The sequence below is a fragment of the Pantoea sp. GL120224-02 genome (genome assembly GCF_900215395.1).
Lineage (GTDB): Bacteria > Pseudomonadota > Gammaproteobacteria > Enterobacterales > Enterobacteriaceae > Pantoea > Pantoea communis.
Genome location: NZ_OBEC01000005.1, coordinates 206165 through 219250 on the forward strand (window position 1 = coordinate 206165; position 13086 = coordinate 219250).

Below are 13086 nucleotides of genomic sequence, written 5' to 3' on the forward strand. Positions count from 1 at the left end.
CTCCTTATTCCAGCCACAGCAGAGTGTCGCCCGGACTCACCGGACGTCCTGCCTGACAGGCAATGCGTTTCACCGTGCCGGCCTGCGGCGCGACAATCGCCAGTTCCATTTTCATGGCTTCGACGATGATCAGCGTCTGACCGGCTTCCACCGCGTCAGCTGGCTGCACCAGCACTTTCCAGATGTTGCCGTTCATATCGGCACAGACCGCTAGCGCATCTTCGTCGGCTTCCGGGGCCATCAGCGTCTCTTCACTGGTCAGCGGCGCGTTCTGCTCTTCCTGTGCCCACAGCGTCACTTCCTGTTCGAAAGCGGCTGACTGGCGCTGACGGAAGTCGGCAATCGACTGCGCATGCTCAGCAAGGAACTGCTGATGGGCGGCGAAATCAAACAGCGTCTCTTCGATACGCACCGTGGCGCGACCTTCGCGGAAGTCATCACGCAGCTGGGTGAGTTCGTCTTCGGTCACCGGATAGAAGCGCACCTGATCGAAGAAGTGCAGCAGCCATGGCTCATCCGCCGCGAACTGGTCGTTCTTGAGGAATTTGTTCCAGATTGGCAGCGTGCGGCCCACCAGCTGATAGCCACCGGGTGAATCCATCCCGTAGATGCACATGTACATGCCGCCAATACCGACTGTGCCTTCGGCGGTAAAGGTACGTGCCGGGCTGTATTTGGAACTGAGCAGGCGATGGCGCGGATCGATCGGTACTGCGCATGGTGCGCCGAGGTAGACATCGCCCAGGCCGAGAATCAGATAGCTGGCATCGAAAATGGTGTCGCGCACCGCTTCGCGACTCTCCAGCCCATTAATGCGCTGAATAAAATCAACGTTGTTCGGCAGCCATGGCGCGGTAGCGCGCACGGTTTCCTGATAACGCTCAACCGCACCGAGCGTGGCGCTGTCTTCAAATGCCATTGGCATCCAGACGATGCGCGAAGGCACTTTCAGCTGGCTGACATCGCCGAGTCCGGCTTCCAGTTCCAGCAGCAGATTCATCAGCTGTTTCTGGCTGAGGATCAGGCTGTCATAGCGCACCTGCAGTGAGCGAACGCCGGGTGACAGCTCTTCGACGCCGGGCACCGCACGTTCACGCAGCGCATTCATCAGCAGGTGCACACGCAGACGCAGCGCCAGATCCAGCACGTTATCGCCGTACTCAATCAGCACATATTTATCTCCGGCCTGGCGGTAAACCGCCGCTGGCGTAGTCGATGTCGCAGGCAACGCCGCCAGTAAGGTGGCTGAGCCGATGTCACTGGCCGCCAGTGAGGGCACCTCAAAGGCTGGCGCATGAGTGCTGCGCAAGGTTTCCACGCTGTGCGCCTGGGCTTTCTCCAGCGCCACCGCTTCGTCGGCGCTGACCGGATGGAAGCGAATGCGGTCGCCCGGTTTTACCTGACCGACTTTCCACAGCTCCGCTTTGGCAATCGTCACCGGACAGACGAAGCCGCCGAGGCTCGGGCCGTCATGGGTCAGGATCACCGGGAAGTCACCGGTAAAGTTCACCGCGCCAATTGCGTATTCGCAGTCGTGTACGTTGGAAGGGTGCAGCCCGGCTTCGCCGCCGTTGGCACGCGTCCAGGTCGGTTTGGGTCCCACTAAGCGCACGCCGAGACGGTTGGAGTTGTAGTGCACCTGCCAGTCGCTGGCAAAGAACTCGTCGATGGCAGCCTGGGTGAAGAAATCCGGCGCGCCGTGCGGGCCGTACAGCACGCCGATGCGCCATTCGTTGCCATAGTGCGGCACCAGCACGTGATCGAGCGCTTGCGGTTCACTGATCGGCGCGGGCGTGGTGCAGGCGGCCAGCAGCGGCTGGGAGATCGGCAGCATATCGGCGACGCGCAGAGTGCGTCCGGCATGACCACCAAACTGGCCGAGTGAGAAGGTAGAACGGCTGCCCAGATATTCCGGCACATCGAAACCGTTGCGTACTGCCAGATAAGTGCGGCAACCGCTTTGCGCACGGCCTAACGTCAGCGTCTGGCCTGCTTTTACACTGATTGGTTGCCAGTAATCGAGGCTTGCGTCATCCAGTTCTGCCGGGCAATCTGCGCCGGTCAGGGCAATGACTGCGTCGCTGTGGAAACGCAGTGTCGGGCCTTGCAAAGTAAACTCCAGCCCGGCGGCGCTGTCGTGGTTGCCGACAATGCGGTTTGCGAGGCGGAAAGCGAAGTCATCCATCGGGCCTGAAGGTGGCACGCCAATATCCCAATAGCCCAGGCGGCCAGGGAAATCCTGAATGCTGCTGAAGGTGCCGGGTTGCAGCACTTCAATCACGCTGGCGGACGGGGTAAAGCTGTCGAGGAAACGCGTCCAGACTTTGCCGCTGCTGAACGCTTCGGTGGCCACAATCTGGCGCAGATAATCGAGGTTGGTGGCGATGCCGTGCAGCTGCGTGGCATCCAGCGCCTGCTGCATTTTTGCCAGCGCCGCTTCACGCGTGTCGGCGTGAACAATCAGTTTGGCAATCATCGGATCGTAAAATGCTGAGACTTCGGTGCCGGTATCGATCCAGCCATCCACGCGCACGCCATCCGGGAAACTGACGCCGGTCAGGGTGCCGGGACTTGGCTGGAAGTTTTTCAACGGATCTTCGGCGTAGATACGCACTTCAATCGATGCGCCTTTGGGGGCCTGCTGCAGTCGCGCCCAGTCGATGGCATCACCGGCGGCGACTTGCAGCATGCACTCCACCAGATCGAGCCCGGTCACACACTCCGTCACCGGATGCTCAACCTGCAAGCGGGTGTTCACTTCGAGGAAATAGAACGCATCCTGTGCGGCGTCGTAGATGTATTCCACGGTACCGGCGCTGCGATAGCTCACTAACTCGCCCAGACGCACGGCCGATGAGAGCAGCGCCTCACGCGTCGCCTGCGGCAGGTTCGGTGCCGGGGTCTCTTCCACCACTTTCTGGTTGCGACGCTGTAATGAGCAGTCACGCTCACCGAGGGCAATCACTTTGCCGCTGCCGTCACCAAAAATCTGCACTTCAACGTGGCGTGCGCGGTCGATAAAGCGCTCCAGGAACACGCCTGCATCACTGAAAAACTGTTCGCCGAGACGACGTACGCTCTCCCATGCATTGCGCAGCGCATCGGCGTCGTCACAGCGGGTTAAGCCAATACCGCCGCCGCCCGCCGTGCTTTTTAGCATCACCGGATAATTGATGTTTTCTGCCGCGCTGAGCGCCTCTTCCAGCGAGTTGAGCAGCGGTGTGCCAGGCGTCATCGGCACACCTGCGCTAGCCGCCAGTTCACGCGCGCGGTGCTTCAGGCCAAACTCGCCAATCTGCTGCGCCGTCGGACCAACAAATGCAATACCCGCCTCTTCACAGGCGGCGGCAAACGGCAGGCTTTCGGAGAGAAAGCCGTAGCCCGGCCAGATGGCTTCTGCGCCGGTCTCTTTAGCAGCAGCCAGAATTTTATCGATGCGCAAATAGCTGTCGCTGGCTTTGTCACCGCCGAGGGCAATCGCCACATCGGCTTCTTTGACATGTCGCGCGTTACGGTCGGCATCGGAGTAAACGGCGACGCTTTTCACGCCGAGGCGCTTGAGGGTGCGAATCGCACGGCAGGCGATTTCGCCACGGTTAGCGATCAGGACGGTGCTGAACATGGTTATTTACTCCCCTGAGAGGCCAGCCAGTTGCGCCAGCCGCCAAATTCGGTAATTTCCAGCGCCTGCGACAGCACCGCCGGTTCACAGATAAAGCCTTTCACCACGCGACCATCAGCCAGCGTCAGAGATCCAATGCCGAGCGGTGCCGGGATTTCCGCCACGAATTCGCCAAAGCGCGCGAGTGGGATATCCCACAGTTCCACGGTGATGGCGGCACCGCTGTCACCGCGCAGCAGGCCGGGTTTTTTGATCGGACCATCGAGCAGGGCAAACAGGCGGTAGTGACTGGCGGTTTGTGTCTCTTCCACCCACACCGCATTGCGGGTGGTGAGCTGGAAATTGAGCGGCATGCCGGTGAGGTGCGCACCGACCACTGCCACGCGTACGTGATCGGCAGACACCGGGAAGGCGGTGTATTGAGCGGGCTGAGCTTTGCCGGTCGCGCCTAACGTCAGCGCCATCTGCTGTTGCCACTGAATGCCGAAGCCTGCCAGCGCGCGATCCTGCCAGGCAGACGCAATCAGCGTGATGCCCGCAGGCAGGCCATCGGCGCGGAACGGACCAGGCAGCGCCAGTGCGCTAAGGTCAGCAAGGTTAGTGAAGTTGGTGTAGGTGCCAAACTGCGAGTTGTAATGCACCGGCTCCTGCTTCATCTCTTCCAGCGTGTGAATGGTTGGCGAGGTCGGCACCACAAGCGCATCGAACTGCGCCAGGGTTTGCTGGATTTGACGCGTCAGCTCAGCGCGCAGGTATTCCGCCTGATAAGCCTCGACGGCGGTGTATTTCAGGCCACTGCTGACAATACCGTACACCACCGGGTCCATCTCTTCCGGGCGATTGATCATCTCACCGACAGCGACAGTGCGCTCGGCAACCCACGGGCCGTAATAAAGCTGTTCCGCCAGTTGGTGGAATGCGGTGAAGTCGATAGGGTGCAGCGTCGCACCGCCCGCTTGCAGTTGCTCCAGTGCACGTAACCAGGCTGCTTCGGCCTGCTTATCACCAAAGAATTCAGGCGTGGCAGGAATGGCGAAATCAGGTCGAGCCTTAAAGCTGGCAGGCGCGGTGTGCGGATTGTTGCGTGAGAAGGCGTCTCCCGCATCGTAACCGCCTGCGGCGGTGGCAACGGTGAAGGCATCTTCCACCGTCAGAGCGAAGACGGAGATGGTGTCATTCAAACGGCAAGCAGGCACTACGCCGCTGGCCGAGAACCAGCCTTTGGTCGGTTTCAGACCGACGATGTTGTTAAAACCTGCCGGGACGCGACCGGAACCGGCGGTATCGGTGCCTAGCGAGAAGCCCACCAGGCCGCGCGCCAGCACCGAAGCAGAACCGGAGCTGGAACCACCGCTAACATACTCGGGGTTAAAGGTGTTGCTTACCGCACCGAACGGAGAACGCGTGCCGACTAACCCAGTGGCGTATTGGTCGAGGTTGGTTTTGCCGATCACCACCGCACCGGCCGCTTTAAGCTGTGCGACCACAAAGGCATCAGATTCAGCTGTATAGGTTAAGGCCGGACAGGCGGCACTGGTCGGCCAGCCTGCCACATCGATATTGTCTTTCACCGCAAACGGCACGCCAAACAGCGGCAGTGCAGCGGGATTGCGCAAGTAACTGGCCAGCAAGGGTTCAATTTGCGCCTGCAGCTGTGCGGGCGAAGCGACATACAGCCAGGCGTTATCCTGCTGGTCGATGGCGTCGAGGTGTGCTGCCAACAAGGTGCTGATGCACTGTGGGTCCTGCTGATAGCGGTGTTGCCAATCCTGAAGCGTGTATCCGAAGGTTGCTGCCATGAGTGAATTCCAACTGGTATACAAGATGGAATTCAACAGAGCAAAGCGCGTGCCATTTTTGTAAGTAAATGAATAGCTGTAGCTAATTGATATGACATAGGATTTTGTGATGATAATTTGCACAGTCACAGCGCAGACGGTGTGCAATCACGGTGCGCCTGCGTAAATTTTGTGAAGAACATGGCAAGAGACCGTTGGCCTGGTTAGCATGAGTTAAGTCTGGCATGAGCTGGATCGCAGCAGAGAGGAGAGTAGAGTGGAGAAGTGGCGTAACTGGATGATAGGGATCTGTCTGGTCAGCACGGCCAGCAGCGTGTGGGCCGACTCGCTGGATCAACAAAGACAGCGCTATGCGCAAATCAAACAAGCCTGGGATAACAATCAAATGGACCAGGTCTCGCAGCTGATGCCAACGCTGCAGGATTATCCGCTCTATCCGTATCTGCAATACCGTTTGCTGGCGCAGGATCTCGATCAAGAGACGCCGCTGGCGGTGAAGAATTTCATTCAGCAATATCCAACGCTGCCACCGGCGCGTTCACTCTCGACACGCTTCGTCAACGTGTTGGCACATCGTCAGGACTGGCAGGGCGTGCTGAGCTTTAGCCCGGATGAGCCCAAACCGGTGCAGGCGCGCTGTAACTGGTATTACGCCAAGTGGGCTACCGGCCAGCAGCAGGTGGCGTTTGATGGCGCGAAATCGATCTGGCTGCGCGGTTCCGCGCTACCGAATGACTGCGATCAGCTGTTCTCGGTGTGGCAAGCGTCCGGACAGATGTCGCCGATTACCATTCTCGAACGTATTCGCCTGGCGATGAAAGCCGGCAACGACAGTCTGGTGAATTATCTGGCGAAAATGCTGCCGGCGGATTATCAAACCACTTCCAGCGCGCTGATTGCGCTGCAGCAAAATCCGCAGACCGTCACCACTTTTGCCAGCAGCCTCGGTCCGACCGATTTCACCCGTATGGCCACCAGTTATGCCTTTGCCCGCGTCGCGCGTGAAGACATGGATAATGCGCGCATGATGATCCCGCAACTGGTGCAGGCGCAGAAAATGAGCCCGGCGGAAGAGCAGGATCTTAAGGAAACCGTGGTGTGGCGCATGATGGGCGCCGATCTGACCTCCGAGCAGGCGCGCTGGCGTGATGCAGTGGTGATGAACAGTGAATCCACCGCGCTGGTGGAGCGTCGCGTGCGTCTGGCGCTGAGTCAGAACGATCGTCGTGGACTGAACACCTGGATCGCGCGTTTACCGGTTGAAGCCAAAGAGAAAGATGAGTGGCAATACTGGCAAGCCGATCTGCTGATTTCTCAGGGGCGCAAAGAAGAAGCCGATGAGATTCTGCGTAAACTGATGCAGGCTCGTGGTTTCTACCCGATGGTGGCGGCGCAACGTCTCGGCGTGGAATATCCGTTGCAGATCGATCAGGCCCCGGCGGCAGACAGCTCGGTGGTGCAGGGGCCTGAACTGGCGCGCGTGCGTGAGCTGATGTATTGGGGGCTGGATAACCTGGCGCGCAGTGAGTGGGCCAATCTGATCTCCAGCAAGACCCATTCGCAGCAACAGATGCTGGCGCGTTACGCCAACGAGCAGGACTGGTGGGATCTAAGCGTGCAGGCGACCATTACCGCGAAAATGTGGGATAGCCTGAAAGAGCGTTTCCCGCTGGCGTGGCGCAATCTGTATCAGCAATACACCAGCGATAAAGGTATTCCGCAGAGCTATGCCATGGCGATCTCCCGCCAGGAGAGTGCGTGGAATCCGAAAGCGCGTTCGCCGGTCGGTGCCAGTGGTTTGATGCAGGTGATGCCAGCCACGGCCAGCCATACCGTGAAGATGTACAACATCCCCGGCTATGTGAACAGCAGCCAGTTGCTCGACCCACAGACCAATATTCAGATTGGTACGCAGTATCTGGAATACGTCTATCAGCAGTTCGATCAGAACCGCATCTTCTCCTCGGCGGCCTATAATGCCGGGCCGGGCAGGGTACGCAGCTGGTTGAATAACAGCGGTGGCAAACTGGATGCAGTGGCGTTTATCGAAACCATTCCGTTCTCAGAAACACGCGGCTACGTGAAAAACGTGCTGGCGTATGACGCCTACTACCGTTACTTCATGGGCAAGCCGGATAAGATTCTCGCCGATGGCGAGTGGAATCGCCGTTACTAGCTGTGCTATGCTTCCGTACTCGCTAATGAGTACGGAAGCCCTTCATGAGCCAACCTCTTTCTTCCCAGCCGGATGCGGCTCAGCCTGTTGAAGATAACTGGCTGCGTTTTATTGATTTGATGCAGAACGCTTTCGCGGACGGTGTGTCGTTGCCTTTGCTGCAACTGATGATGACGCCCGATGAACGTGAAGCGTTTGGCACGCGCCTGCGCATTATTGAAGAGCTGATGAACGGCGACATGAGCCAGCGCGAGCTGAAGAATGAGCTGGGCGTCGGTATCGCCACCATCACGCGTGGATCTAACAGTCTGAAAGAAGCGCCTCCTGAGCTGAAACGCTGGCTGGAAGCGCGCTTAGGCCGCCATTAATTACTGCTGATACAGCGGATGGGTGAACGGGCAGAGTGCCAGTATCAGCGCCTGGTGGTAAACGCTTGAGCGGCTCAACAGACCGTTGGTAAACGCGCCGATAGCGCCGCCTTTCTGCTTGATATTATCAACGCCGGTTAAGCGTGCCATTTCGTGACCGAGTTCGTGTCCGGCGGCTAAGCCCGCCATGACAATCGGCGGCAAGGTGAAGCTGGCGGAGCGCGATTCGCCGCGCTGCTGGGCGTTTTCAATCACCATCCATGCAAAGGCACAATCGCCCTCGATGCCGGCTTCAATCGCGACCCAATAGTCAGATTCAGGGCGTTGCTGACGGGCGTTCGCTACGCGGGTACGTGCGCCAGTTCGCGTTTCGACATCGCTTAACGGTTGAGCAGCGACGCCGCTCTCGACCTCGACCCCTTCAATATGGCAGGATCCTTCACCAAAGACGTCGTTGAACGCCTGAGCAATCGCGCGAATTTTTGCCGGGTTGATGGTGGCTGCGACAACGTGGTACATAATTGTTTGAACCCTCAAGGCAAATTTGTCGCAGTATAACGGAAATTAAGCATGCTACAGGTCTATCTTGTTCGTCACGGCGAAACGGTATGGAATGCGGCCCGACGCATTCAAGGTCAATCCGACAGTCCGCTGACGGAAAAAGGTGAGCAACAGGCCCAACAAGTGGGTGAACGGATGAAATCGCAGGGCATCACCCATGTGATCGCCAGCGATTTAGGCCGCACGCGCCGCACCGCCGAGATCATCGCGGATGCCTGCGGTTGTACGGTCACGGTTGATGCACGTTTGCGTGAGCTGAATATGGGCTGTCTCGAACAGCGCCCCCTTGATGGCTTAACGCCGGAAGAGGAGAGCTGGCGTAAAACGCTGGTGGATGGCACCCAAGACGGCCGCATCCCTGGCGGTGAATCGATGCTGGAGATGGCGACGCGCATGCACGAAGCGCTGAACGCGTTGCTCGAACTGCCAGCGGGCAGCCGTCCGTTGATTGTCAGTCACGGTATGGCGTTAGGCGTGTTAGTGAGTACGCTATTGGGATTGCCGGCGCACGCTGAGCGCCGTTTGCGCCTGCGCAACTGCTCGATTTCACGCGTGGATCATCAACAGAGCGCGTGGCTGGCTGCAGGTTGGGTGGTCGAGACGGCAGGCGATGTGTCGCATCTGGATGCGCCTGCGCTGGACGAATTGCAGCGTTAAGCGTCATTCGGTTTCGGTGCGCATCAATGCGCTGCCTGTAAAGGGTGGGGGTAATGATTGCCTGCCCAGCAAAAGGGTCAGCTCGCCATTTATGACGACCTGCCGTTATTGAAGCCAAAAAAATGCCGTCATCATGACGGCATTTTCATATCAGCGATTCTGCTGCGGGCGAATGGGAATCAGGTATTCGCAACGGATTTCCGTTGGCGGCTCGCTGCGTTTCTTACCGCCATGCGTGAAGAAACGCTCAATATCCTGGCCCTGACGACGCACCAGACCCAACGTTGGCATACAGGTGCCGTACAGCAGCAGAATGAACTCACCCAGTGCGCTGCGCGCACCGTTATAGGTGAACTGCACGTAATCCCCGGCTTCGAGAATCACATTTTGATTCGACTGCATGCTCAATGCCTGTTGATCGGCAGGCACTGCCGTGGTGTAGAGAATCTCCTGCTCATCATCCTTTTCATGGCTGGCACGTACCTGATGCAGACCGTATAACACCGGTGGCACGGTATCAGTTTCCAGCAGGAACTGTTTCCAGAAATGGATGCGCATTTCGTCACGGTAGCTGGAAATTTGCTCCAGCGTACAGGTGTAACTCTGCGTTTGCCCGACCAGCACCGTTTCCGGCAGCGTGACAAACGTGGCCTCAGGCATGTGGTGATCGTCCAGACGAATCGGCGGGCGAATGCCGAAGGAGTTCCATTCCGATGAGCGACGATACCAGGCGGGCGTTTGATTAAACTGCTTTTTAAACGCACGGGTAAAAGTCTGCTGTGAATCGAAGCGGTATTGTAAAGCGATGTCGAGGATCGGGCGGCTGGTCAGGCGCAAGGCCACAGCGGCTTTCGACAGGCGACGCGCGCGGATGTAAGCGCCGATGGCGTGGCTCGTCACTTCCTTGAACATACGCTGCAGGTGCCACTTGGAATAGCCCGCTTTCAACGCAACATTATCTAATGAAAGGGGTTGATCCAGATGGCTCTCCAGCCAGACAAGCAAATCGCGAATGATACCGGCTTGGTCCATAAAACATCCTCATAACTCTCTGGTGGCGCAACTATGAAGTCGTCGAATAATAGCACGAAATGCACAAAAGCGTGGGGGCGGTTTGTCAATCGGCTGTGCTAAATCAATGCGGGCTACAACCCGTTTAGGTTTGGTTCCGGGTTCGATTGACAGTACATTACAGTCTCATCTATTCGATTGGCAATGGTAACTCAATGACAATAACTCGCTTTCTTATAATCACGCTTGCAACTTGTCTCTTCAGCGCGGGCGTTCAGGCCGAGGAAATCGGCTCGGTAGACACGGTTTTCAAGATGTTTGGCCCCGACCATAAGATCGTGGTGGAAGCCTTCGACGACCCCGACGTAAAAAATGTAACCTGTTATATCAGCCGGGCGAAAACCGGTGGGATCAAGGGCGGATTAGGTCTGGCGGAAGATACTTCCGACGCGGCCATCTCCTGCCAGCAGGTTGGGCCTGTAGAGCTTAGCGATAAAATCGCACAAGGCAAGGCGCAAGGAGAAGTGGTCTTCCAAAAGCGCACTTCATTGGTATTTAAGAAGCTGCAGGTGGTGCGCTTCTATGATCGAAAACGTCATGCGCTGGTTTACCTGAGCTACTCAGATAAAGTGGTGGACGGTTCGCCGAAGAATGCGCTGAGCGCTGTGCCAATCATGCCGTGGCATTGAGGCATAAAAAAACGCCCTGATGGGCGTTTTTCTTTTACTGCAGCAAACTTAATCCTGCAATTCACCACAGAAGCGATACCCTTCGCCATGAATGGTGGCGATGATTTCTGGCGTATCCGGGGTGGATTCGAAATGCTTACGAATGCGGCGGATGGTGACATCCACGGTGCGGTCATGCGGCTTCAGCTCACGGCCCGTCATCTTCTTCAGCAGATCGCCACGGGTTTGAATCTTGCCCGGGTTTTCGCAGAAGTGCAGCATCGCGCGGAACTCACTGCGTGGCAGCTTATACTGTTCACCGTTCGGGCTGATCAGTGAGCGGCTGTTAATATCCAGCTCCCAGCCGTTAAAGCGATAGCTTTCAACCGCGCGACGTTCTTCACTTGGCATCGCCAGATTCATGGTGCGCGATAACAGGTTGCGTGCACGAATCGTCAGCTCACGTGGGTTAAACGGTTTAGTGATGTAATCATCGGCGCCAATCTCCAGGCCGAGGATTTTATCTACTTCGTTATCACGACCTGTCAGGAACATCAGCGCAACGTTTGCTTGTTCACGCAATTCGCGTGCCAGCAGCAAACCGTTTTTGCCTGGCAGGTTGATATCCATGATCACCAGATTGACGTCATTTTCCGTCAAAACCTGATGCATCTCGGCGCCGTCGGTGGCTTCATAGACCACGTAACCTTCCGCCTCAAAAATACTTTTGAGGGTGTTACGCGTGACCAGTTCGTCTTCAACGATAAGAATGTGCGGGGTCTGCATGTTTCGCTACCTAAAATTTGCCAACAAATCGAAAACAGGGCGTACGATGGCTGCGTTTACTGTTCATCAAAACAGCGTGCCTTACGCAACCGGTGTACGAAATAATCTTCGGAATACACCATCCATCTATGTCAACTTCAGTGTTAGCTCAGCCAGTCAGGATGAATATTTGCGTGCCCCGTGGGTATCGGACTGGCGCTTATCCTAACCGTATTAACAGCAACCTAACAGCACCAACAACAACCGATAAGCATAAAAACAACGCTTCGTTGACTTATATCAAATGCAAGTGTAGCACGTTAACACTTTTATGAAAAACTTCTCCAGGAATGCCAGCTTAGCTCACAAAAAGCAGCATTTTTGCTACATTTTGGCTGCATAACGGTAAAACTAAAACCTGCAGGAAATAATATTTTAATAATATGAAAAACAATAGATTTATATTAATTAAGCGTGGAAATTTTAGTTATATCCCACAATATCTTCTCCCCATCGCTTTTATCCTCTTTTAACATCCTTAACATCTTATTTTCTCTTGTCCGTGCGGTTGGTATTTTTGCCACTGCATGCCAACATAGGGCGAGTTGTTAACAGTTCGATGGAAAAATCATGCATTTCCCCCTAATCCTTGTCTCACCCGCCCGTCCGGAAAATATCGGCGCGGCCGCTCGTGCCATGAAAACCATGGGTTTTAGCGAACTGCGTATTGTCGCCAGCGATGCCTGGCAAGACCCGGCTGCGCGTCGTGTTGCGCACGGTGCCGGTGAGATTCTCGATAATGTCAAAACCTACGCCACGCTGAGTGAGGCGCTGGCCGATGTCGATTTCTCGGTCGCCACCACCGCCCGCAGTCGTGCGAAGTTCCGCTACTACGCCACGCCGGCGCAAGTCGAAACCATTCTGCAGGAGAAGCGCCAGTGGCTGAGCCGAATCGCGCTGGTATTTGGTCGTGAGGACAGTGGCTTAACCAATGAAGAGCTGGATCAGGTCGATCTGCTGACCGGCATTCCAATGGCCAATGATTATCCTTCACTCAACCTCGGACAGGCGGTGATGGTGTACTGCTATCAGCTGTCGGCGCTGAATCAGGTCGCGGCAGAAGTGAAAGAAGTGGCGAACGAACACCAGCTGCAGGCGCTGCGCGAGCGCTTCCACCAGCTGCTGGTGAAACTGGAAGTGAGCGACGATGCCAAAATGGCGGACTGGATCGATCAGCGCATTGGCCTACTGGAACAGCGCGATAGCGCCATGCTGCATCGCCTGCTACATGATGTAGAAAAAAAACTTATAGATAAATAATCGGTGAATATCGTTTTTAATAGTGACTGATCGGGAAACAGGGCGATCAGTCGAACGATCCCAATATGATTTACGCGCAGACACCGAACTCTGCGCAGTCGCCTTAAAATGGCGGCTAAGACAAATTCGTTGACTTAAC

At 56.5% G+C, this 13086-nt stretch carries 10 protein-coding genes; 5 read left to right on the top strand and 5 right to left on the bottom strand.

Annotated features, from left to right (window positions below):
• Nucleotides 1-4 precede the first annotated feature (4 nt).
• Both uca and atzF read right to left on the bottom strand, forming a co-directional pair.
• Nucleotides 5-3622, bottom strand: coding sequence for an urea carboxylase (gene uca / locus CRO33_RS12080; protein WP_097118306.1), 3618 nt, complete (start codon nt 3620-3622; stop codon nt 5-7).
• A 2-nt stretch (nt 3623-3624) separates the two neighbouring features.
• Nucleotides 3625-5421 (bottom strand): allophanate hydrolase, encoded by a 1797-nt coding sequence (atzF, locus tag CRO33_RS12085; protein ID WP_097118407.1) that lies wholly within the window; start codon nt 5419-5421, stop codon nt 3625-3627.
• A gap of 256 nt (nt 5422-5677) precedes the next feature.
• Between atzF and sltY the strand changes: the two genes are divergently transcribed.
• Together sltY and trpR are read left to right on the top strand one after the other, a co-directional pair.
• Complete coding sequence (gene sltY, locus CRO33_RS12090; RefSeq protein WP_058959378.1) at nt 5678-7597, top strand: murein transglycosylase; 1920 nt, start codon at nt 5678-5680, stop codon at nt 7595-7597.
• Nucleotides 7598-7641: 44 nt separating this feature from the next.
• Entirely contained in the window at nt 7642-7965 is a 324-nt protein-coding gene (gene trpR / locus CRO33_RS12095; protein ID WP_038649187.1) for a trp operon repressor, read from the top strand.
• Here trpR and yjjX read toward each other — a convergent pair whose 3' ends face one another.
• Nucleotides 7966-8484 (bottom strand): inosine/xanthosine triphosphatase, encoded by a 519-nt coding sequence (gene yjjX / locus CRO33_RS12100; protein WP_097118307.1) that lies wholly within the window; start codon nt 8482-8484, stop codon nt 7966-7968.
• Nucleotides 8485-8535: 51 nt separating this feature from the next.
• Here yjjX and gpmB point away from each other — a divergent pair, with 51 nt between their 5' ends.
• Nucleotides 8536-9183: a 2,3-diphosphoglycerate-dependent phosphoglycerate mutase GpmB gene (gene gpmB / locus CRO33_RS12105; protein ID WP_038649182.1), complete on the top strand. Its 648-nt coding sequence runs from the start codon at nt 8536-8538 to the stop codon at nt 9181-9183.
• Nucleotides 9184-9333: 150 nt separating this feature from the next.
• Here gpmB and robA read toward each other — a convergent pair whose 3' ends face one another.
• Nucleotides 9334-10215, bottom strand: a complete 882-nt coding sequence (gene robA, locus CRO33_RS12110; protein ID WP_034826193.1) for an MDR efflux pump AcrAB transcriptional activator RobA — start codon at nt 10213-10215, stop codon at nt 9334-9336.
• Nucleotides 10216-10409: 194 nt separating this feature from the next.
• Between robA and creA the strand changes: the two genes are divergently transcribed.
• On the top strand, nt 10410-10883 hold the full coding sequence (creA, locus tag CRO33_RS12115) for a protein CreA (protein WP_097118308.1): 474 nt from the start codon (nt 10410-10412) through the stop codon (nt 10881-10883).
• A 48-nt stretch (nt 10884-10931) separates the two neighbouring features.
• Here the strand turns inward: creA and arcA are convergent, their stop codons facing one another.
• Nucleotides 10932-11648 carry a two-component system response regulator ArcA gene (gene arcA / locus CRO33_RS12120; protein ID WP_034826183.1) on the bottom strand — a complete coding sequence of 239 codons (717 nt, stop codon included), beginning with the start codon at nt 11646-11648 and terminating at the stop codon, nt 10932-10934.
• 609 nt (nt 11649-12257) lie between these two features.
• On the opposite strand from arcA, the gene CRO33_RS12125 reads away from it, so the two are divergent.
• Entirely contained in the window at nt 12258-12947 is a 690-nt protein-coding gene (locus tag CRO33_RS12125; protein WP_038649173.1) for a tRNA/rRNA methyltransferase, read from the top strand.
• Nucleotides 12948-13086 lie beyond the last annotated feature (139 nt).